The organism is Streptomyces kryoterrae, from assembly GCF_054072135.1.
This window is the reverse complement of record NZ_CM133358.1, coordinates 9,836,483-9,858,037: the sequence shown is the minus strand read 5'-3', so window position 1 is coordinate 9,858,037 and position 21,555 is coordinate 9,836,483. Positions and strand designations below refer to the sequence as shown.

The window sequence follows — 21,555 nt, the reverse complement described above, 5'->3', positions numbered from 1 at the left end:
TTCAGTCGCCCGCGTCCGGTACGAAGTACGGCAGGGTGATCTCGTCGGTGAGCGTCCGGAAGTCCACGCGGACCCGCAGGCCGATGGCCACACCGTCCGGCTCACCCGCGTCGACATGGGACAGCAGAGTGCCGCCGTCGTCCAGATCGATCACCGCCAGCGCGAAAGGCGTGTCGAACCCGGGCCCCGGCGCACGGTGGACGACGGTCACCGAGTAGACGGTTCCCCGGCCCGCGCTCGGCACATAGCGCCAGTCCCTCGACATGCATCCGGGGCAGGCGGGCTCGGGCACGAAGAAGCGCAGGTCGCAGGTCGGGCAGTACGGGACGACCAGGTCGCCGCGCCGGGCCGCGTCCCAGAAGGGCCGGGACAGCTCGGTGGGGGCGGGTACGGGTCGGCTCATCGCATCCTCCCGAGCAGGCTCATCTCGTAGTGCTGCGCCCCGGATCCGGCGTTGCCGACGACCGCCAGCTCCGCGCCCTCGACCTGGTGCACGGCGGTGCCACGCAACTGCCGTACCGCCTCCACGACTTTGAGCGTCATCTGCTGGGTCCCGTTCCACGCGTACGCCAGACAGCCGCCGTCCGGGTTGACGGGATGCTTGCCGCCGACGGCGATGGCGCCGCTCGCCGCCAGAGGTCCGCCCTCGCCCTCGCCGCACAGGCCGAGGATCTCCAACTGCCGGATGATCTCGAACGAGTTGGGGTCGTAGAGGGAGAAGACGTCCACGTCGTGGGGGCCGGCCCCGGCCATGGCGTAGGCGCGGGTCGCCGCGTCCCGGCCGAGTTGCCCGACCTCCCGGTGCAGCGCCGGGTTGGCGTACGCGGCCTGGTGGTACTCCATGCCGCCGCCGAGTACGGCGACGGGCGGGTGCGGCAGGTCCCGGGCGCGTTCGGCGGTCGTCACCACGAGGGCGGCGCCGCCCTCGCCGACGATGCAGCAGTCCAGCAGATGGAACGGCGTGGCCACCATGCGGGAGGCGAGCACGTCGTCGGCGGTGTACGGGCCGCGGCCGTACATCATCGCCTCCGGGTTGGTGGTGCCGTTGTTTCGGATGGTGGCGGCGACCTCCGCGAGCTGGCGGGAGGTCGTCCCGTACTCGTGCATGTGCCGTGCGGCGACCAGTGCGAACTGGGCGACGACATAGCTGCCCCAGACGTCCGCGAACTCCAGCGGCACCCCGGCGCCGACCGGGCCGGCCCCGCGCGAGACCAGTTTGCAGCCGCCGACGACGACGGTGTCCGCGTATCCGGCGCTGATCGCGGCAGCCGCCTTCAGCAGCCCCCGGGAGCCGGCGTTGTCGAGCATCGAGTCGCTGGTCCAGCGCAGGTTCCGGCCGAGCATGCGCGCCCAGGAGCTGCCCTCGCCGGGGACGCCGCCCGGGCCTGGCCAGTCGACCTGGGCGCCGTCGACGTCCGCCGGGGTGAGTCCGGCGTCGGCGATCGCGCCGCTCACCGCTTCGAGGGCGAGGTCCATCGCGTCACGGTCGGGGAGCCTGAGCGCCTGTTCGGTGGCGTGGACGCCGACGATCACGGGCCGGCGGCCGTTCACGGCGTCACCGTCCCGCGCCGAGTGTGTCGCCGCCGGGATACCCGCCACCGCCGAAGCGCTCGTCGAGCGCCTCGTAGTCCTTGGCGAAGTCCTTGGTGCGGGGCAGCGCCTCGACGAACTCCACCGTCTTCGGCTTCTTGTACGAGGCGATCCGCGCCCGGCAGTGCTCGACGACGTCCTCGGCCGTGACCGGCTCGGCGCCCGCCCGGAGCACGACGACGGCCTTGACGTCCTGGGCCCAGCGCTCGTTGGGCACACCGATCACAGCGGCCTCCTTCACCGCCGGGTGCGACTCGATGCAGTTCTCCACCTCGGCGGGGAAGATGTTCTCGGCGGCCGACTTGAGCATGCGGGTCGTCGTCCCGAGGAAGCTGATCGTGCCGTCGCTCTCGCGCCGCCCGAGGTCGGTGGTGTGCCACCAGCCGAAGCGGAAGCGCTCCTCGTTGGTCTCGGGCCGGTTCCAGTAGCCGAGGTGGACGAGGTCGCCGCGGACGCAGATCTCGCCGGCCTCGCCGACCGCGCACTCCTCGCCGGTGCTGTCGAGGACGCGTACGGCGGTGGAGGGCCCCGGGCGTCCCGCGTTGCCTGCGCCGCTGCCGCCGTAGGCGCCGGTCACGGCGAAGCCGGTCACCTCGGTCTGCCCGTAGCCGCGGCCCTCGCCGCCGCCGTTGCGGGTGAAGCGGCTGGTGTCGGTGGGCACCGTGCCCTGCCACAGCGGGGCGGCGACACTGGCGCGCAGGTGGGAGAGGTCGTGACCCGCTTCCCTGTTGAGGGCGACGAGCTGGGCGATGGTCGGCGGCATCAGATAGGCGTGGGTGCATTGTTCCTCGGCCAGCAGCGGGAGCAGTTCCTCGGCGACCACACGGCGCACGATCACGTTCTTGCCGCCGTGGACGAAGGCGGGGACACCCCAGAACTGGTAGTTGCCGATGTGGAACATCGGTCCGGCACCGAGGAAGGAGGTCTCCGTGCCGATGTCACCCATCCAGGCGGCACCCGCACCCATGGCGAGCAGGTTGCGGTGGGAGAGCATCGAGCCGGACTGGCGTCCGCTCATCGCGGCGGTGTAGATGACCAGGAGGGCGGAGTCCGGGTCGACGTCGGCTGCCGGGTCCTCGGGGGAGCCGGCCGCCAGGAAGGCTTCGTACGAGTCCGCGCCCTCGCCGTCGTGTCGCAGCCACATCGCCCGTTGGCCGCTGCCCAGTTCGGCCCAGGCCTTGCCGACCGTGTCCCCGATCTCCTCGTCCTGCCAGACGACGACCTTGGGGTCGAAGTCCTCGACCGCGAAGGCCATTTCGGGGGCGGCCCAGCGCCAGTAGCCCGGGCAGACCATGGCGCCGATCTTCGCTGCGGCGCCGAGCAGCTCCCAGATCCGGAAGGAGTTCTGCCCCAGCCACAGGACACGGTCACCGGCGCCGACGCCCGCGTCCGTGAGGGCGTGGGCCAGCCGGTTGGTGCGCTCGTCCAACTGCGGCCAGGTCAGGCGGACTTCGCCGTCGACGAGGGCGACACGATCGGGGAAGGACCTGCGGTGCTCACGGATGAGGTCGCCGAACGTCAGCCGGCGGGCGGGATGCATGCTCTTGGCTCCAAAGGCTTCGGGAGGGCTTTGGCAGGGATTCAGCGAGGCTTCGGAGGTACCGGTCAGACGCGGCCGATGCCGACACCCTTGACGCTGACGAACTCGTCCAGGCCGGCCCTGCCGCCCTCCCGTCCGAACCCGCTCATCCCGACACCACCGAAGGGCGTGGCAGGTGAGGTGATCGGATTCGGCCCGGGGTTGACGTAGACCGTCCCGGCCTTCAGCCGCGGCACCAGGCGGTTGACGCGCGTGATGTCACGGGTCTGGACGTAGGCGGACAGGCCGTACTCGGTGTCGTTGGCGAGGGCGACGGCCTCGTCCTCCGTGTCGAACGGGGTGATGGCCAGGACCGGGCCGAAGATCTCCTGCTGGGCGAGGTCACTGCGGTTGTCGACGTCCGCGAAGACGGTCGGGGACACGAAGTAGCCGTCGGCGTCGATGCGTTCACCGCCGTGGACGAGCCGTCCCGCGCCACCCTCGACCGCCTTGTCGATCACGCCCTGGACGCGGTCGCGGGCGGCTTCGTTGATGAGGGGGCCGATGTACGTCGCCGGGTCGAGCGGATCACCGACGGGCAGGTGGGCCACCACTCCGGCGACTCGCCCGACGACCTCGTCGTAGATCGGGCGCTCGACCAGCAGCCGCGTGGGCAGTGCACAGCCCTGCCCGGTGTTGCTCATGGCGAAGGCCGCGCAGTACGGGACGACGGTGTCCAGGTCGGTGTCGGCGAAGAGCAGGTTGGCGGACTTGCCGCCCAGTTCGAACACGACGGGTTTGAGGCTCAGTGCCGCGACGGCCATGATGCGGCGTGCGGTGGCGGGGCCGCCGGTGAAGGAGATCTTGTCGACGCCGGGGTGGGTGACCAGGGCCGATCCGGCGTCCCCGAGTCCGGTGACGACGTTGACGACACCCTCGGGGATGCCCGCCTCGCGGGCCAGGTCGGCGAAGAGCAGCGCGGAGAACGGCGTGGACTCGGCCGGTTTGATGACCACGGTGTTCCCGGCGGCGAGCGACGGCGGGACCTTCATCGCCAGCGACAGGGCGGGCGAGTTCCAGGTGATGATGTGGCCGATGACGCCGTACGGCTCGGCGATCGTGTACTCGACGTTCTCGTGCGGGCTGTAGGCCGCGCCGACCATGCCCTCGATCTTGTCGGCCCAGCCCGCGTAGTACTCGGTCCACTCGGCGACGTGGGGTCCGACGTTCTCGGCCCAGCCGCCGATGCAGACGCCGTTCTCCAGCGGGCAGATCGCCGCGAAGTCGGTGATGTGGTCGCGGAGGAGCTGGGCGAAGCGGGTGAGCAGCCGGCGGCGCTCGGCGGGGCGCATGGTGCCCCACACCTCGAAGGCCTGGCGGGCCGCTGCCACGGCCCGGTCGACCTCGGTGGGTCCCGCGAGCGGGATGTACGCCTGGACCAGGCCGGTCGCCGGATTGCGGTGCTCGTAGAGTCCGCCGCTCGTGTCGGTGACGTCCTTGCCGCCGATGACCAGCCGCGGCTGCGGCAGGTCGTGCTCGGCTCTGTCCTGGTGCAGCTTCACATCGACCGTGACCACGGTGCCTCCTGGAGCCCACTGTCACCACATCCGTACAGCTTAAATAGATAACCTATTCAGCCGAATCAATCAATGCCTGTCACGGACCCCGCGCCACAGCCCCCTGTCAGAGCCCCAGCGACCGCCCGACGATCTCCAGCATGATCTCCGAGGTCCCGCCGAACACCCGCTGCACCCGGCTGTCGCGCCAGATGCGCGCGATCTCGTACTCGTTGACATAGCCGTAGCCACCGAAGAGCTGCATGCAGCGGTCGATGACCTCCCAGCCGGTCTCCGAGGTCCAGTACTTGGCCGCCGCGGCCTCCTCGGCCGTCAACTCGCCCTGGAACAGGGCCATGATGCAGCCGTCGACATAGACCCTGGCGGCGTTCAGCTTCGCCCTGATGTCGGCGAGGGCGAACCTGTTGGCCTGGAACTGGCCGATCGGCTGACCGAAAGCGGTACGGGTCCTGGCGTACTCCAGCGCCAGCTCGTAGGCGCGCTCGGCCGCCGCCAGCGAGGAGACGGCGATGGCCAGGCGCTCGGTCGGGAGGTTGCCCATCATGTGGTAGAAACCGCGCCCCTCCTGCCCGATGAGGTTCTCGGCGGGGACGCGGACCTCGTGGAAGAAGAGTTCGGCGGTGTCCTGGGCCTTCATCCCGACCTTGTCGAGCTTGCGTCCGCGCTCGAAGCCCACGGCGTCGCGCTCGACGACGATCAGACTGATGCCCCTGTGGCCGGCGTCCGGGTCGGTCTTGCACGCGACGATGACCAGGTCGGCCAGGATGCCGTTGGTGATGAAGGTCTTGGAGCCGTCGATCACCCACTCGTCGCCGTCCCGCCGGGCGGTGGTGCGGATGCCCTTGAGATCGGACCCGGCGGAGGGTTCCGACAGCGCGAGCGCGCAGATCGTCTCGCCGCTGATCACTCCGGGCAGCCAACGGGCCTTCTGTTCAAGGGTGGTGAGGGTCGCCAGATAGGGCGGGACGACGTCGTTCTGCAGCCCGAGCCCGATGCCGACCGAGCTGGTGGCCGCCATCTCCTCCGCCATGATCGCGTTGTAGCGGAAGTCCCAGATCCCCTGACCTCCGTACTCCTCGGGGAACTGCCAGCCGATGAGTCCGGCCTTGCCCGCCGCCGCCCAGGCGTCGCGGCTCACCTGTCCGTCCCGCTCCCACTCCTCGGTGTGCGGGGCGCATTCCCGCAGGTAGTAGGCGCGGGCGGTCTCGCGGAACAGGTCGTGCTCCGCGGTGAAGATCGTACGGCGCATGCTCGACTCCACTCAGGCATCTCGCTTATTAAGCTGAAGTAGTTATACGATAGCGCTGTATCGAGGGCTGGGCGAGGGAGGGCGCGTGAGCGTACGGGACAAGGTGGCACTCGTCACCGGAGCGGGACGCGGCATCGGCGAGGCGATCGCCGACGCCCTGGCCGCCGCCGGAGCCTCGGTCGCGGTCTGCGACCTGGACGCCGAGGCCGCCGGAAAGGTCGCGGCCCGGCTCGCCGAGCGGTACGGGGTGCGAGCCACCGGAGTCGGCGCGGACATCTCCGACAGTACGGCCGTCCGGGCCGCCGTGGAGCGGGTGCACGCCGAGCTCGGTCCCGTGGACGTCCTGGTCAACAACGCGGCCGTCGACGTCCTCGGCCGGTTCGTCGACAGCACCGAGGACACCTGGGACCGGATCATCGCCGTCAATCTGCGCGGCACGATCACGGTGACCCGGGCGGTGCTCGACCCGATGATCGAACGCGGCGGCGGCCGGATCGTCCACATCGCCTCGGACGCCGGCCGGGTCGGCTCCTCCGGCGAGGTCGTGTACTCCGCGACCAAGGGCGGCGTGATCGCCTTCGGCAAGGCCCTCGCCCGCGAGGTCGCCCGGCACGGCATCACGGTGAACAGCGTCTGCCCGGGGCCGACCGAGACCGCGCTGCTCGGGCAGGTCGCCGAGTACAGCCAGAAGATGTACGACGCGACCGTGCGGGCGATCCCGCTGCGCCGTGTCGCCCAGCCGGCGGAGATCGCCGGTGTGGTGGCCTTCCTCGCGTCCGACGACGCCGCCTACATGACCGGGCAGACGCTCTCGGTCAGCGGCGGCCTCACGATGGTCTGAGGTGAGCACCGTGCTGCGCGTCGAACTCCGGGACAGAATCGCCGTGTTGACACTCGACCGACCCGGGCAGCTCAATGCCGTCGGCTCCGAGACCGTGGACCGGCTCACCTGGGCGCTGAACGAGATCCGCGACAACGACGACGTACGCGCCCTGGTCGTGACCGGCGCGGGCCGCGCCTTCTCGGCCGGCGCCGACCTCGGGGAGATCGAGTCGTTCACGACTCCCGGGCAGTTCCGGGCCTTCGTGGGGCGACTGACGCAGGCGTACGCACTCCTGGAGGACTTCCCCAAGCCCTCGGTCGCCGCCGTCCACGGGTTCGCCTTCGGAGGCGGTCTGGAGCTGGCGCTCGCCTGTGACCTGCGGGTGGCGGAGCGGGGCGCTCGGCTCGGCCTGCCCGAGATGAGACTCGGCGTGCTGCCGGGCGCGGGCGGCACGCAGCGGCTGCCGCGTCTCCTACCGCCGGCGATCGCCAAGCAGATGATCCTCACCGGCGAGCCGATCGACGCGGAGCGGGCTCACGCGCTCGGGCTGGTCAATGAACTGGCCGCACCCGGTGAGGCGTTGCTTGTCGCCGAGGCACTCGCCGCCGCGCTGGCGGCCGGGGCCCCGCGCGCGCTCGCCGCGGGCAAGCGGCTGATCGACTACGGGCTCGGCATGGACCTGGAGGCGGCGATCGCGTACGAGCGCGAGACCGTCTCGGTGCTGTTCTCCACCGAGGACCGGGCCGAGGGGCTGAAGGCTTTCCGTGAGCGCCGCCCGGGCGACTTCCGCGGTGTGTAGCAGGCGTCCCGACAGACATGGAGGTGGGCCGTGCGGCCGTTGGAAGGCATTGCCGTCGTGGAGCTGGGTATGTGGGTGGCGGCTCCGGCCGCGGCCACCATGCTCGCTGACTGGGGCGCCGACGTGGTGAAGGTGGAGGCGCCGACCGGGGATCCCAACCGGTACACGCTCAAGCACGTCGGTCAGGACATCGACAGTGCGCCCCCGTTCGAGAGCGACAACCGAGGCAAGCGCGGGATCGTCCTCGACCTGCGCTCGGAGGGCGGCAAGGACGTACTGGAGCGGCTGCTGGAGCGGGCCGACGTGTTCGTCACCAACCTCCGTCCCGGCGCCCTGGAGCGGCTGGGCCTGGCGCCGGACGAGCTGCGTGCCCGTCATCCCCGCCTGGTCGTCGGCACGTTGACCGGCTACGGCTGGACGGGCGCCGAGCGCGACCGGGCCGGGTACGACGTCTCCGCCTTCTGGGCCCGCCCCGGCATCGCCGCCATGCTCAACCCCGCCGGGGAACCCCCGCCCGGCATCCGGCCCGGCCTCGGTGACCGCACCGCCGCGTCCAACCTGGTGGCAGGGGTGCTGGCGGCGCTGCTGCGCCGGGAACGCACCGGCGAGGGCGGTGTGGTCGACGTATCGCTGCTGCGTTCCGGGACGTACGCCAACGGCAACGACCTCGCCCTGCAGAACTACTTCGGCAAACGGGGCCGTACCCGTCACCGTACCGAACACGAGTCCCCGCTCTACAACAGCTACCGGGCCGCGGACGACCGCTGGTTCTGGCTCGTCGGCCTGGAGGGCAACCGGCACTGGCCCGGTGTCGTCAAGGCACTCGGCCGCGAGGACCTGGCGACGGACGAGCGGTTCGCGACCGGCAAGGCCCGGCGGGGCCACGTACGCGAACTGATCGCCGAGTTCGACCAGGAGTTCGCCCAGCGCACGCTGGACGAGTGGGCGGCACGGTTCGACGCCGAGGGCGTGTGGTGGGCGCCCGTACAGACTCTGGCGGAGGTGGCGGCCGATCCGCAGGCGGAGGCCGTCGGGGCGTTCGTCGAGCAGCCCGGCATGGGTGACGCGCCGCCACTGCGGGCGGTCGCGACCCCCGTCAGTTTCTGGGGAGTCGACGACAAACCGCGCACCGGCGCGCCGACCCTCGGCGAGCACACGGACGACGTACTCCGCGAACTCGACCGGACATACCCATAACAGGAGGCAGGACGTGGGCATCCTCGACGACAAAATCGCCATCGTCACCGGTGGTGGCAGAGGTTTGGGCCGGGCGCACTGTCTGGCCCTCGCCGAGGCGGGCGCGACCGTGGTCGTGAACGACCTCGGCTCGGGCGTGCACGGCGAGAGCACGGGCGACTCCCCCGCCGACGACGTGGTCACCGAGATCACCAAGCTCGGCGGCCGGGCGGTCGCCAACCACGCCTCGGTGACGGACTGGGCGGCCACCGAGGCGATGGTGGCGGACACGGTCACGGAGTTCGGGCGCCTCGACATCGTCGTGAACAACGCGGGGATCGTGCGCGACCGGATGCTGTTCTCGATGAGCGAGGCCGAGTTCGACGCCGTGATCGCGGTGCATCTGAAGGGCACGTTCGCGCTGACCCGGCACGCGTGCGCGTACTGGCGAGAGGCGTCGAAGCGGGGTGAGCGGGTCGCCGGCCGCGTGATCAACACGACGTCCGGGACAGGCCTGTTCGGCAACCAGGGGCAGGCCAACTACGGTGCCGCGAAGGCCGGGACAGCCGCGCTCACCGTCCTGACCGCACTGGAGATGCGCCGGTACGGCGTCACCGCGAACGCCATATCGCCGATCGCGGCCACCCGGATGACGGACGGGCTCGACGTCGGCGCCTCGCTCCGGGCCGTCGACGGCTTCGACCCGCGCGATCCCGCCAACGCCTCCGGTGTCGTGGTCTACCTGGCCTCCGACAGCTCGGCCTGGCTGACCGGCCAGGTCCTGCGCATCGAGGGCAACCGGCTGAACCGGCTGCAGGGCTGGACGGTCGCAGGGGTCCACCCCAGCGAGTCCGGCGAGGCCCTCACGTACGACGAACTCGTCGACGCCGTACCGCGGTTGTACGGCGTGGCGCCCGCAGGCCGGGCCACGGGGGTCGGCCAGTGAAGGGCCACGACGTCGCGGCCCTGGTACTGCGCGCGACGCTCGGCCCGATGCTCTTCGCGCACGGCTGGAACAAGGTCGCCGGACCGGGCGGGCTGGTGGGCACGACGGGCTGGTTCGAGGCGCTCGGTCTCAAGCCGGCCGAGGTGCACGCCCGGATGGCCGCCGGCACCGAACTGGCGGCGGGCGTGGGCATCACCCTCGGCGCGGCGGGCCCCCTGCCCGCGGCGGCGGCCGTCGGACTCATGACCGTGGCGGCCCGCACCGACCACCGAGGCAAGGGCTTCTTCGTCTTCAAGGGCGGCTGGGAGTACGTCGGTGTCGTGGGCGGCGCGGCCGTCGCGCTGGCGGCACTGGGCAACGGCCGGTACTCGATCGACGGGCTGCTGCGGCGCCAACGAGCGGGCGCGGGGACCGCCTTGCTGGCCGCGGGCATCGGTACGGCGAGCGCGGCGGCGTTGCTGGCGGTGTGCTACCGGCCTGACGTGAAACCGAGCGGGACAGACGAGTGACTTGCAAGGGAGACCACATGGACGCGGAGGACTTCGCAGCGGTGCTCTCGGAGGTCCGGCGTTTCGTCCGGGAACGCGTCGTGCCGCTGGAAGCGGAGATCGACGAGAAGGACGAGATGCCGCCGGACATCCGCGAGGCGGCGAAGAAGATGGGCCTCTTCGGCTTCGCGCTGCCCGAGGAGTACGGCGGCCTCGGCCTGTCGATGTACGAAGAGGCCCGGTTGATGTTCGAACTGGGCTACACGACCCCGTCGCTGCGGTCGATGTTCGGCACCAACAACGGCATCGCCGGACATGTCCTCATGGTCGGCGGCACGCAGGAGCAGAAGGCCTCGTGGCTGCCCCGGATCGCCTCCGGCGAGGTGCTGGCGTCGTTCGCGCTCACCGAGCCGGACGCCGGTTCCGACCCCTCGACGCTGACCACGCGGGCACACCGGGAGGGGGACACCTGGGTGATCAACGGCGCCAAGCGGTACATCACCAACGCCCCGCTCGCCGACGTCTTCATGGTCTTCGCCCGCACCGACCCGGACGCCCCGCGCACGCGCGGCATCTCCACCTTCCTGGTCCCGGCCGGCACCCCGGGCCTCACCGTGGCTCCCAAGGACCACAAGATGGGCCAGTTCGGCGCCTGGACCGCGGACGTGTACTTCGACGACGTACGCGTGCCGGTCTCCGCCCTCGTCGGCGGCGAGGCCGGTCTCAACCGGGGCTTCTCCACGGCGATGGGTTGCATCGCGCACGGACGGGTCCACATCTCCGCGCTGATGGTCGGCATGGCCGAGCGTCTGGTGGACGAGTCGGTCGTGTACGCGAGCACCCGCAAGCAGTCCGGGAAACTCATCGGCTCCTTCCAGCTCGTCCAGGGCCTGATCGCCGACTCGATGACCGACTACTACGCCGGACGCGCCACGGTCCTGGAGGCCGCCCGCGCCTTCGACGCCGGTTCGGACACGAAGGTCGGCCCGTCCTGCACGAAGTACTTCGCCAGCGAGATGGTGTGGCGGGTCGCGGACCGCGCGGTGCAGATCCACGGCGGCGCGGGCTATATGCGCGGAGTCGCCGTCGAGCGCTTCTACCGCGACGCCCGCCTGTTCCGCATCTACGAGGGCACCAGCCAGATCCAGCAGGTCATCATCGCGAAAGCACTGCTGGGGGAGGCGGCGCGCGGCTGAACGGGCACGGCAAGGAGGACCCGGGATTCTCCCCGGGGTCCTCCTTGCCGTCTGCCGCCGTCAGGTCAGATACCGAGCCTGTCCAGCAGTCGCTCGTGGTACACGGCCGGGCCCCCGAACAGCAGCTGCGAGGACTTGGCGCGCCGGAAGTACAGATGGGCCGGGTGCTCCCAGGTGAAGCCGATGCCGCCGTGGACCTGGATGTTCTCCATGGCGGCGAACATGTACGCCCGTGAGCAGCAGGCGTGCGCCACCGCCGCGGCGACCGGGAACCCGGCGGCGCCCTCGGCTGCCAGCCGCGCCGCCTCTCTCGACGCGGCCTCCGCCAGTTCCACCTGGACGAGCATGTCGGCGCACTTGTGCTTGACCGCCTGGAAGGAGCCGATCGGCCGCCCGAACTGGTGCCGGACGCGGGCGTATTCGGCGCTCGTCTCCAGGCACCGGCGCGCCCCGCCCGCCTGCTCGGCGGCCAGTCCCACCGTGGCGATGTCCAGGACCTTGGCCATGATCCGGCCGCCCGCCCCGTCCGCGCCGACGAGTGTCGCCGGCACGGCGTCGAACGTCAGCCGGGCCATGGCCCGGGTGGCGTCAAGGGTCTCCATCGGTTCCGCCGCGAGCCCGGTGGCTTCCCGGTCCACGGTGAAGAGCGCGGGGCCGGCGACCGTCCGGGCGACGACGAGGATCAGGTCGGCCGTCGTACCGTCGATGACGAACGACTTCCGGCCGCGCAGTTTCCACCCGCCGTCCCCGTCCGGCACGGCACGCGTCGAGACCAGGGCGGGGTCCCAGGAGCCGTTGTCCTCGGCCACGGCGAGGGCGGCCGTGGTCCGCCCGGCCGCGATGCCGGGGAGGTGTCGTGCGCAGGCCTCGCCGTCGCCCGAGGCGAGCAGGGCCTGGGCCGCCAGGACCACGGTGGCGAAGAAGGGCGCACACCACAGTGCGCGGCCCATCTCCTCCAGTACGACGCCGAGTTCGACCGGTCCGAAGCCGTCGCCGCCGTACTCCTCGGGGATCGCCAGGCCCGGCAGGCGCAGCTGGTCGGCGGCCTGCGCCCACACCGCCGGGTCGAAGCGCGGCTCGCTCTCCATGAGCTTGCGCACGGCTTCCTCGGACGACTTGGCCTCCATGAACTCCCTTACGGAGGCTCGGAGTTCACGCAGTTCGCTCTCGTCCGCGGTCATGACCGCGCCTCCTTGGGCAGGCCGAGGACCCGTTCCGCGAGGATGTTCTTCATGATCTCCTCCGTGCCGCCGAGGATCCGCAACGCCGGTGTGGCCAGGAGCAGTTCGGTCCACGCGTACGTGCCCCACCTGCCGGTGTCGGCGATGATCCGGGGCCCGAGCACGTCGGACACGAAGTGCGCCGCTCGGGTGAGGTTCTGGCCGTACATCAGCTTCGAGACGGACATCTCGGGTCCCGGTGCCGTCCCGGCCCGGAGCTTGCGCAGGGCACGGGTGTTGAGGTGTTCGGTGGCCATGGCGTCCACGAGGAGTTCGGCGAGGCGGGCGCGCAGTGCGCGGTCGTCCCAGGTCCAGGTGGCGCGCATGAGTGCGGAGAGGTGGTCCGGGGACAGGGCGGCGGCCACCGGGCCCGCGCCCTCGCTGCCGACAGTGGCGCGCTCGTTCATCAGGGTGGTCAGGGCGACCGTCCAGCCGCCGTCGACCTCACCGAGGCGGTGGTCGTCGGGGACGCGCACGTCGGTGAGGAAGACCTCGTTGAAGTCGGCGCCGCCGGTCATCTGCCGCAGGGGCCGGACCTCGACGCCGGGGGCGTCCATGGGGACCAGGAAGGCGGTGATGCCCCGGTGCTTGGGCGCGTCCGGGTTCGTGCGGGTCAGCGCGAGGCCGATCTGGCTGTGCTGGGCGACCGAGGTCCACACCTTCTGCCCGTTCAGCACCCAGTCTCCCCCACTCTCGGCTGCGCTCGAGCGGGAGGTGCCCCCACCTTCCCGGACGGCCTTCGTCGCCACGCTCGCCAGGTCGGAGCCGGCCCCGGGCTCGCTGAACAGCTGGCAGGCGATGGCGTCCCCCCGGTACATCGCGGGCAACCAGCGCTCCCTGATGTGGGGTTGGGCGTGGGTCAGGATCGTCGGTCCGATCATGCCGAGGCCGATCACGCTGAGGACGCCGGTGTCGGCGACGTCGTACTCCGACTCGATGGCGTCGTAGAGCAGGTCGTGGACGGGGGTCAGGCCCCGGCCGCCGTACTCCACCGGGCCGGTGATCCAGCCGAAGCCGTTCTCGTGGCGGAGGCGCTGCCACTCCCGCGCCCGCTGCACGAACTCCCGTTCCCTGTCCGGCGGAAGGCTGCTGAAGTACGCCATCGAGTCGTCGCCCTCGCCCCAGGTGCGGGCGGTGCGGTCGGCCTTCGCCGCGTGTGCGTCGAGGAAGCGGCGCACCTCGGTGGCGAAGGCCTGCATGTCCTGGTCCTGGTCCATGAGCCTGTTCCCTCAGGTCGAGAGGATCGTCACCGCCGACGCGCCGGGCGCGCCGTACAGGTGGGTGAAGCCGACGCGGGGCGTGCCGGGGACCTGGCGGGGGCCCGCCGTACCACGCAGCTGGAGCACGATCTCGTGGATCTGCCGCAGCCCGGAGGCCCCGATCGGCTCCCCGTTGCCGAGCAGACCGCCGTCGGTGTTGACCGGGAGCCGGCCGCCGATCTCGGTGGCACCCTCGGCGATCAGTCGCTCCTGCTCGCCGTCCTTGCAGAGGCCGCTCTCCGCCATGTGGATGATCTCCGACCCGGCGTCGGTGTCCTGGAGCTGCGCGACGTCGACGTCCTCCGGGCCGATGCCCGCCAGGTCGTACGCCGCCCGGAAGGCGTCCACGGTCGGGCTCTCGACGGGATCCCCTACGGGGAAAGACGGGCTCTGCACCTCGAAGGCGCCGAGCCTGCGGCTGCGCAGGGCGGTGGCCCGGACGCGCACGGGGGTCGACGTGTACTTGTGGGCCTGGTCGGCCCGGCACATCACGACGGCCGCCGCGCCCTCGTTCGGGCCGCAGTACATGTACTGGCGCAGGGGGTAGTTCAGGACGGGGGAGGCGAGAACCTCTTCGGGCGACAGCGGGGTGCGGCGCCAGGCCTTCTCGTTCCCGGCCGCGTTGCGGAAGTTCTTCGAGGCCACGCGGGCGAGCGTCTCGTGCGAGATGCCATGGTCGTGCATATAGCGGTTGATCTTCATGCCGAAGAAGTGGGTGGTGAGGAAGAGCCCCGTCTGCCCGTACCAGGAGGGGATGCCCGCCACGGACGGATCGGCGGCGAACGCACCGCGCGGGTGTTTGTCGAGGCCGATCGCGATCGTCAGGTCGTGCTCGCCGGTCTCGATCGCGCGGGCGGCCAGCGCGACGGCGGTGCCTGCTGTGGCACAGCCGTTGAAGACTCCGCGCAGGGGTACACCGGTGAGGCCGAGCCGGCCGACGATGGCGTCCGGGTTGGCGACCTCGTAGCTGCCGATGTAACCGCCCTGGATCTGCGGCCAGTTGACGCCCGCGTCGGCGAGCGCGAGCCGTACCGCGTCCGCGCCCATGTCCAGGGCGGGCTTTGCGCCGAACCGGCCGAAGGGGTGGAGCCCCACGCCGATGATGACAGCCTCGGTCATGATGTCTCCTCCTCCGACTGGGCGGACTCTTCCGCCGGGGCGAACGCGAACGTCATGACCTCGGTCCCGTCGTCGAGCACGCTGTAGGGCACGAGCGTCAGCCGCATGTCCTGTCCGATGCGGAGCTTCTCCGGGTCGGGCTCGGTGAGACGGGCCTCGACCAGCAGCTCGCCGGGAAGCTCGATGTATCCGACGGTGTAGGGCTCGAAGGCCACCGGTCCGTCGTACGGCGGGGACGGCGGCCGGAAGTTCTGGGTCGTGTACGTCCACAGCGTGCCGCGGTCGGCCAGGAGCCGTTCCTTCGACTCGGTGCTCGCGCACCTGACACAGTCCGGGGCGGCCGGGAAGCTCACCAGGCCGCAGTCCGCGCACTCGGATCCGATGAGACGCGGGGGTGAGGACGGTTCGGCAGGCCAGGTGAACAGGCCTTCGACCACCGGTTTCTGAGTAATCGTCATTCCCTCACGCACCCTTCCGCTCGCCCAGCGCGTCCGCGTTCGGAGCCGCCTTGGCCACCAGGTTCGGGACGACGGAGGACAGCTCCTCCGGTGTCCACCGCGACTCGGCGCTCGCGCCGGGGCCGTTGACCCAGCCCTCCAGTACGGTGATCCGGTTGCCGACGACGCCGAACACCCGGCCGGTGACCTCGCGCGAGGCTGCCGAGCCGAGCCACACCACGAGCGGCGAGATGGCCTCGGGGGTGAGGTCCTGGGCCTCGGCGGCCCGCTTCATCATCTCGATGTCCTCGGTCAGCCGGGTGAGCGCGGTCGGCGCGATGGCGTTCACCGTCACGCCGTAGCGGGCGAGTTCGGCGGCGGCGATGAGGGTGAGGCTCGCGATGCCGGCCTTGGCGGAACCGTAGTTGGACTGTCCGGGGTTGCCGAAGATGCCGGACGGAGAGGTCGTGTTGATGACCCGGGCGTCGTTGTCGTGACCGGACTTGGCGCGCTCCCTCCAGTACGCGGCGGCGTGGTGCAGGGTGGCGAAGCCGCCCTTGAGGTGGACGGCGAGCACGCTGTCCCAGTCCTGCTCGGTCATCGACACGATCATCCGGTCGCGCAGGATGCCGGCGTTGTTGACCAGCACGTCCAGGCCGCCGTACGTCTCCACGGCCTGCCGGACGAGGTGGCCCGCGCCGGCCCAGGTGGAGATGTCGTCCGTGTTGGCCACGGCCTCCCCGCCCGCCGCGACGATCTCGTCCACCACGCTCTGGGCGGGTCCGGCCGAGGCACCCGCCCCGTCGCGCGAGCCGCCCAGGTCGTTGACCACAACCTTCGCACCGTGCGCGGCGAACGCCTGGGCGTGCGCCCGGCCGATCCCGTTTCCGGCGCCGGTGACGATCACGACGCGGCCGTCGACCACTCCTTCGGACATCCTCAACTCCTCGTCGACTCCTTGTTGATGGCGGTCAGTTCGCTTCGTCGAGCAGCACCCGGGGGTTCTCGCTGCCGCAGGCGCACCGGCCGGTGACGACACGGCCCGCGATGCGGAGCGTCGTCTCGGGCAGCGGCGAGCCGCGCCCCTCCCCCGCCGCCACGGTCAGCTGTCCGTCCCGCTCGCCGACCCGCCATTCGGCGGCGTTGACGTGCGCGCCGGCCCGCTCGGGACACTCCAGCGCGAGGGCCGGTCCCACGGTCGAGATCAGGGCGGCGGACACACCCGCTCCGCGCAGGAGTGGTACGGCGGCGGGCCGGGCCAGGACGACGGACGTCGGCCGGAACAGCTCGCCGATGTCGGCGCCGCCGGCCAGCCCCTCCAGGGTCTCGGCGGACAGCCCGATGACCGCGTGCGGGTCGAGCTCACGGTGGAAGACGGCGGTACGGCGGTGGTCCCAGCCCATCGCCTCGGCGATGCCGTAGGTCACCTTCAGCGTGCGCAGGGCGCCGATCACCGCGTGCCCCCAGAAGCCCTCGAAGCCGGAGGTGGTCAGCAGCGCCCGCTGACCGGCGGCGAGGCCGTGCTCCCGCAGCCGTTCGGTGACCCACTCGGTGTCGCGGGCGAGTTCCGCCCAGGTCAGCTCCATGTCGGTCATGCCGTCGGCGGCGGGGAAGCGCACCAGGTAGGCGAGTTCGGGGCGGTCCAGCTTCCTGGCGCGGGCCAGGGTGTCGGCGCGGGCCATCAGTTCTTCACCACCCGGGGGAACTTGGCGACGCTGGTCATGGTCTTCAACAGGTCCTCCTCGGTGCGCATGTCGAGCACCGGTTTGACCCCGGTCCGCTCGCGCACTGCCTCGCTCAGCCGCCCTGCCAGGGCGTCGACGTCGCCGGTGATTGCGGGGTCGTAGCCGACGCGCAGCCGCAGTTCGTCGACCTCGCGACCGCCCCGGACGATCTGGAACACCCCGGCCACCGTCTCCGGCTGGTCCTCCACGGCCTGCCAGATGTCCCGCAGGACCACGGAACGCCCCTGGACCAGCGTCTCGTCGCCGCGCCGGCCGGCCACCCACATCCGGGCGTGCGTACGTCCGCAGCCGCAGGTGTCCCCGGAGAGGCGGACGAGGTCCTCGCTGCGGTAACGGATCAGGGGTGCGGCCCTGTTGTCCAGGTCGGTGGCGACCAGTTCACCGAGGTCGCCCTCCGGGGCGTCGCGCCATCCGCCGTGCTCGTCGACCTCGACGCACTCGGCGAAGACGGTGTCCTCCCAGAGGTGGAAGCCGTCGTGCTCACGGCACTCCCAGGCGGTGCCGGTGTCGGCGGCGCTGGTGTACTCGTAGACGTCGATGCCCCAGTCGTCGCGGATCCGCTCGCGCATCTTCCGGCTGAGCGGCTGCCCGGCGCAGGAGGCACCCTTGAGGGAGGAGAACGCCTCCCTCAGGTCGGTCCGCTCGGCCAGGTGCTCCAGCTCCACCATCTGCGGATACATCATCTGCAGATAGGCGGGCCGGTAGGTGCGCAGGGCGTCGACGACCTCGTGCATCTTCCCGATCCAGGTGTCCACCTCGATGACCACCGCGCCCAGCGCCTGATAGCCGGGGTCCATGAGGTTGCGGAAGGTGCCGGGCGGGCTCAGCACCCGGTCGCCCGGCCGCAGGCCCAGCTCCCACAGGTCACGCACCTGCGCGGTCACCAGGGGCGGGGCGTCCTGCCAGATCTCGGGGAAGAACTCCGGGTCGCCGGTGGTGCCCGAGCTGGAGGAGACCGAGGTCAGCTCCTCTACCGGGACGCAGAGCAGTCCGCCGAAGGGATCGCCCGTGCGCAGCCGGTAGGCGCGCACCATGTCCTTGGTGATGAACGGCACCCGTGCCCGGAAGTCCTCCAGGGACCGGATGTCGCGCGGATGCGCCCCGTGCGCGTCCCAGAGTTCGCGGTAGAAGGCCGAGTTGCCGTAGGCGTACTCGACGAGCTCCAGGAGCCGTTCCTCCTGCCGCGCCCGCAACTGTTCGCGGGGCATGGTCTCCACCTGGGGCTCGAAGTACCTGTCATCGGTGTCCGTGTCACCCACCATGGCGCCTCCTCGCGGCTCGGTGCCCAGATCTTCCAGCTATCAGCGCAATCAGTCAACCAATTCGACGGATTCAAGGCCAGACCTCGCGATCCGCCGACCTATATAGTTAACTATTAACACTCATTCAACCAACAGAACGACCTGGGAGGGCGCCGTGAAGATCATTGTCTGTGTGAAGCACGTGCCGGACGCCACGGCGGACCGCACCTTCACCCAGGACGGCACCACCGACCGCGCGTCGGTCGACTCACTGCTGTCCGAACTCGACGAGTACGCGGTCGAACAGGCCCTGCGGATCGCCGAGTCGGACGTCGACGCCGAGATCGGTTACCTCACCGTCGGCCCCGACGACGCCAAGGACGCGCTGCGCAAGGCGCTGGCCATGGGCGGCGACTCGGCGATCCACGTCAACGACGACGACATCGCGGGCAGCGACGCGTTCGGGACGTCACTCGTCCTGGCCAGGGCGATCGAGCGGCACGGCTTCGATCTCGTCCTGTGCGGGATGGCCTCGACGGACGGGACCATGGGCGTCGTACCGGCGCTGCTGGCCGAGCGGCTCGGCGTCCGGGCCGTCACCCACCTCGAAGAGGTCGCGGTCGAGAACGGAACGGTGACGGGCCGCCGTGAGGGTGACGGCGCGACCGTACGGGTCCAGGGCGCCCTTCCGGCCGTCGTGTCGGTGACCGACCGTTCGGGGGATGCCCGTTACCCGTCCTTCAAGGGGATCATGGCCGCGAAGAAGAAGCCGCTGGAGACCCTTGACCTCGCCGGCCTCGGGATCGAGGCCGCGCAGGTAGGAGCGGCCGGCGCACGGTCGGCCGTGGACACCGCGACCAGGCGCCCGCCGCGCACCAAGGGCGAGATCGTCGTCGACGAGGGCGCGGGCGGCGAGCAACTGGCCGCGTTCCTCACCACCAGGAAGTTCATCTGACCTGCCCCTGATCCGTTTCCGACCCGCCCCTGCCCCGTTCCGACCCGTTTCCCGGCAAGAGGAGTGCATCACCGTGGCCGAAATCCTCGTCCTCGTCGACCACACCGACGGCGTCGTACGCAAGCCGACCCTCGAACTGCTCACCCTGGCCCGCCGGTTGGGAGACCCCTCGGCCGTCTTCCTGGGACCGGGCGCGGACACCGCGGCCGAGGCCCTCGGCCGGTTCGGGGCGCGGAAGATCTACGTCGTGGACGTCCCCGAGGTCGACGAGTACCTCGTCACCCCCGCAGTCGACGCCCTCACACAGATCGCCGGGCACACCGGCCCCGCGGCGATCCTGCTGCCGTCCGGCCCGGACGGCAACGAGATCGCCGCACGGGTCGCGCTCCGGCTCGACTCCGGGCTGATCACCGACGCCGTGGACGTCGTCGCCGGGCCGGACGGCCCGGTGACCGAGCAGTCGGCGTTCGCGGCGACGCACCAGGTCACCGCGCATGTCACCCGAGGCGTGCCGGTGATCACGGTCAAGCCGAACGCCACCGCCCCCGAGCCCGCCCCCGCGGACCCCGTCGTCGAGAAGCAGGACATCGCCTTCGCTCCGGCCTCCGCCGGCGTCCGGATCCTGTCCCGCACGCGGCGGGAGCGCGGCGACCGTCCCGAGCTGACCGAGGCGGACATCGTGGTCTCCGGCGGCCGGGGCGTGAACGGGGCCGAGAACTTCGCCCTTGTCGAACGCGTCGCCGACGCGCTGGGCGGGGCAGTCGGGGCCTCCCGTGCCGCCGTGGACGCGGGCTGGTACCCGCACAGCCACCAGGTCGGCCAGACGGGCACACAGGTCTCCCCGCAGCTCTACCTCGCCGCCGGAATCTCCGGCGCGATCCAGCACCGGGCCGGCATGCAGACGTCCAGGACCATCGTCGCCGTCAACAAGGACCCCGACGCGCCCATCTTCGAGCTCGCCGACCACGGCGTCGTCGGAGACCTCTTCGAGGTCCTGCCCCGGCTGCTGGACGAGATCGAGCGACGCCGGAGCTGATCTCACACCCGACCGGCCTTCCCTTCCACCACCCATACAACTAAAATCGCTAACTGATTACATGCATTGACCCGAAGGAGCGTCATGTCGAAGATCTGGGTCAACTCGGGCGACTCCCATGTGATGGAGCCCGCCGACGTGTGGACCGAGCGGCTGCCCGCGCGGCTCGGCGCCCGCGCCCCGCGCAGCGAGCGCGGCGAGAAGTACGAAATGCTCTACATCGACGGCGAACGCATCGACCGCCAGCTCGGCGACTTCATGGACGCCATGCGACCGCCGGGCGCCTGGGACCTGAAGGTCCGCCTCAAGGACCTCGACCAGGAAGGGGTCTGGTCCCAACTGGCCTTCCCCTCCATGGGGTTCTGGCTCGTCTCGATCACCGACCGGGAACTCGCCCGGGAGACCGTCCGGGCCTGGAACGACTGGGCGCACGAGGAGATCCTCAGCAAGAACAAGCGCGTCATCACCACCGCCTGCGTCTCGACGGCCGACATCGGTGACGCCGTCGCCGAGCTGGAGCGGGCGGCGGAGCTGGGCTTCAAGACGATCTTCCTGCCGTGTTCGACACGGGAGGGCGAGGAGTACGCCCTCGACCGCTGGGAGCCCCTGTGGACCGCGGCCGAGCGGGCCGGCATGGTGCTCGGCTTCCACATCGGCACGGGCGGCCAGAACGTCGTCTTCCGCGGGCCCGGCGGCGCGGTCGTCAACTACATGGAGACGACCTACCCCGGCATGCGCGTGGTGTCCCACATGGTCGCGGGCGGTGCCCTGGACCGTCACCCGGACCTGCGGATCCTCATCGCGGAAGGCGGCGCGGGCTGGATGCCGGCCATCGGCGACCGCATGGACGAGGCGTACCGCCAGCACGGCATGTTCGTCCGGCCGAAACTGAGCCGGCTGCCCAGCGAGATCATCCGGCAGCAGGTGTACGCCTCCTTCCAGCACGACAGGAGCTCGGTGGAGATCGTCGAGTCGACCGGCTACCGGAACGTCATGTGGGGCGACGACTACCCCCACCTGGAGGGCACCTACGGTCACACCCAGGCCACGCTCCACGACCTGTTCGACGGCGTGTCCGACGAGATCCGCGACCGCGTCACACGGGGCACCTTCAACGAGCTCTTCGGCCTCCCGGAGCAGACTCCCCAGGAGGCGGCCGTCTGAGCGGCGACGCCGACGG

The 21,555-nt window shown here is 71.0% G+C and carries 21 protein-coding genes; 9 read left to right on the top strand and 12 right to left on the bottom strand.

Annotated elements, in window-relative coordinates; all coding sequences use genetic code 11:
* Position 1: 1 nt before the first annotated feature.
* From ACW4TU_RS43925 to ACW4TU_RS43905, 5 genes are all read right to left on the bottom strand, one after another.
* Positions 2-403, bottom strand: coding sequence for a Zn-ribbon domain-containing OB-fold protein (locus tag ACW4TU_RS43925; RefSeq protein ID WP_457422970.1), 402 nt, complete (start codon positions 401-403; stop codon positions 2-4).
* Positions 400-1,551 carry a thiolase family protein gene (locus ACW4TU_RS43920; RefSeq protein ID WP_457422968.1) on the bottom strand — a complete coding sequence of 384 codons (1,152 nt, stop codon included), beginning with the start codon at positions 1,549-1,551 and terminating at the stop codon, positions 400-402. The genes ACW4TU_RS43925 and ACW4TU_RS43920 overlap by 4 nt, the downstream gene beginning before the upstream one ends.
* 4 nt (positions 1,552-1,555) lie before the next feature.
* Positions 1,556-3,130, bottom strand: a complete 1,575-nt coding sequence (locus ACW4TU_RS43915) for an AMP-binding protein (RefSeq protein WP_457422966.1) — start codon at positions 3,128-3,130, stop codon at positions 1,556-1,558.
* Between the two features lie 65 nt (positions 3,131-3,195).
* Positions 3,196-4,686 carry an aldehyde dehydrogenase family protein gene (locus ACW4TU_RS43910; RefSeq protein WP_457422964.1) on the bottom strand — a complete coding sequence of 497 codons (1,491 nt, stop codon included), beginning with the start codon at positions 4,684-4,686 and terminating at the stop codon, positions 3,196-3,198.
* A 106-nt stretch (positions 4,687-4,792) separates the two neighbouring features.
* The gene (locus ACW4TU_RS43905; protein ID WP_457422962.1) at positions 4,793-5,935 is read right to left on the bottom strand and encodes an acyl-CoA dehydrogenase family protein; all 1,143 of its coding nucleotides are present in this window, start codon (positions 5,933-5,935) and stop codon (positions 4,793-4,795) included.
* 85 nt (positions 5,936-6,020) lie between these two features.
* Between ACW4TU_RS43905 and ACW4TU_RS43900 the strand changes: the two genes are divergently transcribed.
* The 6 genes from ACW4TU_RS43900 to ACW4TU_RS43875 are packed head-to-tail and all read left to right on the top strand — an operon-like array spanning position 6,021 to position 11,363.
* Positions 6,021-6,776 (top strand): SDR family NAD(P)-dependent oxidoreductase, encoded by a 756-nt coding sequence (locus ACW4TU_RS43900; protein WP_457422960.1) that lies wholly within the window; start codon positions 6,021-6,023, stop codon positions 6,774-6,776.
* A 1-nt stretch (position 6,777) separates the two neighbouring features.
* Complete coding sequence (locus ACW4TU_RS43895; protein WP_457422958.1) at positions 6,778-7,557, top strand: enoyl-CoA hydratase/isomerase family protein; 780 nt, start codon at positions 6,778-6,780, stop codon at positions 7,555-7,557.
* 30 nt (positions 7,558-7,587) lie between these two features.
* On the top strand, positions 7,588-8,754 hold the full coding sequence (locus ACW4TU_RS43890) for a CaiB/BaiF CoA transferase family protein (protein ID WP_457422956.1): 1,167 nt from the start codon (positions 7,588-7,590) through the stop codon (positions 8,752-8,754).
* Between the two features lie 13 nt (positions 8,755-8,767).
* A complete protein-coding gene (locus tag ACW4TU_RS43885) occupies positions 8,768-9,679 on the top strand; it encodes an SDR family NAD(P)-dependent oxidoreductase (protein WP_457422954.1) in 912 nt (303 codons plus the stop codon).
* Positions 9,676-10,188, top strand: a complete 513-nt coding sequence (locus tag ACW4TU_RS43880; RefSeq protein WP_457422952.1) for a DoxX family protein — start codon at positions 9,676-9,678, stop codon at positions 10,186-10,188. The genes ACW4TU_RS43885 and ACW4TU_RS43880 overlap by 4 nt, the downstream gene beginning before the upstream one ends.
* A gap of 17 nt (positions 10,189-10,205) precedes the next feature.
* Entirely contained in the window at positions 10,206-11,363 is a 1,158-nt protein-coding gene (locus ACW4TU_RS43875; RefSeq protein WP_457422950.1) for an acyl-CoA dehydrogenase family protein, read from the top strand.
* A gap of 65 nt (positions 11,364-11,428) precedes the next feature.
* On the opposite strand, the gene ACW4TU_RS43870 is transcribed toward ACW4TU_RS43875, so the two are convergent.
* Genes ACW4TU_RS43870 through ACW4TU_RS43840 form a run of 7 tightly spaced genes read right to left on the bottom strand, consistent with a single transcriptional unit; the run spans position 11,429 to position 18,405 of the window.
* Positions 11,429-12,544 (bottom strand): acyl-CoA dehydrogenase family protein, encoded by a 1,116-nt coding sequence (locus ACW4TU_RS43870; RefSeq protein ID WP_457422948.1) that lies wholly within the window; start codon positions 12,542-12,544, stop codon positions 11,429-11,431.
* Complete coding sequence (locus tag ACW4TU_RS43865; protein WP_457422946.1) at positions 12,541-13,800, bottom strand: acyl-CoA dehydrogenase family protein; 1,260 nt, start codon at positions 13,798-13,800, stop codon at positions 12,541-12,543. The genes ACW4TU_RS43870 and ACW4TU_RS43865 overlap by 4 nt, the downstream gene beginning before the upstream one ends.
* A 12-nt stretch (positions 13,801-13,812) precedes the next feature.
* Complete coding sequence (locus tag ACW4TU_RS43860) at positions 13,813-14,961, bottom strand: thiolase family protein (RefSeq protein ID WP_457422944.1); 1,149 nt, start codon at positions 14,959-14,961, stop codon at positions 13,813-13,815.
* On the bottom strand, positions 14,958-15,419 hold the full coding sequence (locus tag ACW4TU_RS43855; protein WP_457422942.1) for a Zn-ribbon domain-containing OB-fold protein: 462 nt from the start codon (positions 15,417-15,419) through the stop codon (positions 14,958-14,960). The genes ACW4TU_RS43860 and ACW4TU_RS43855 overlap by 4 nt, the downstream gene beginning before the upstream one ends.
* Before the next feature lie 4 nt (positions 15,420-15,423).
* Entirely contained in the window at positions 15,424-16,335 is a 912-nt protein-coding gene (locus ACW4TU_RS43850; protein WP_457422940.1) for an SDR family oxidoreductase, read from the bottom strand.
* A 34-nt stretch (positions 16,336-16,369) separates the two neighbouring features.
* On the bottom strand, positions 16,370-17,080 hold the full coding sequence (locus ACW4TU_RS43845; protein ID WP_457422938.1) for a hypothetical protein: 711 nt from the start codon (positions 17,078-17,080) through the stop codon (positions 16,370-16,372).
* The gene (locus ACW4TU_RS43840; RefSeq protein ID WP_457422936.1) at positions 17,080-18,405 is read right to left on the bottom strand and encodes a phenylacetate--CoA ligase family protein; all 1,326 of its coding nucleotides are present in this window, start codon (positions 18,403-18,405) and stop codon (positions 17,080-17,082) included. The genes ACW4TU_RS43845 and ACW4TU_RS43840 overlap by 1 nt, the downstream gene beginning before the upstream one ends.
* A 172-nt stretch (positions 18,406-18,577) precedes the next feature.
* Between ACW4TU_RS43840 and ACW4TU_RS43835 the strand changes: the two genes are divergently transcribed.
* The 3 genes from ACW4TU_RS43835 (at position 18,578) to ACW4TU_RS43825 (ending at position 21,539) form a co-directional block, all read left to right on the top strand.
* Complete coding sequence (locus ACW4TU_RS43835) at positions 18,578-19,339, top strand: electron transfer flavoprotein subunit beta/FixA family protein (RefSeq protein ID WP_457430600.1); 762 nt, start codon at positions 18,578-18,580, stop codon at positions 19,337-19,339.
* Between the two features lie 73 nt (positions 19,340-19,412).
* Entirely contained in the window at positions 19,413-20,375 is a 963-nt protein-coding gene (locus tag ACW4TU_RS43830; RefSeq protein WP_457422934.1) for an electron transfer flavoprotein subunit alpha/FixB family protein, read from the top strand.
* Between the two features lie 84 nt (positions 20,376-20,459).
* The gene (locus ACW4TU_RS43825; protein WP_457422932.1) at positions 20,460-21,539 is read left to right on the top strand and encodes an amidohydrolase family protein; all 1,080 of its coding nucleotides are present in this window, start codon (positions 20,460-20,462) and stop codon (positions 21,537-21,539) included.
* Positions 21,540-21,555 lie beyond the last annotated feature (16 nt).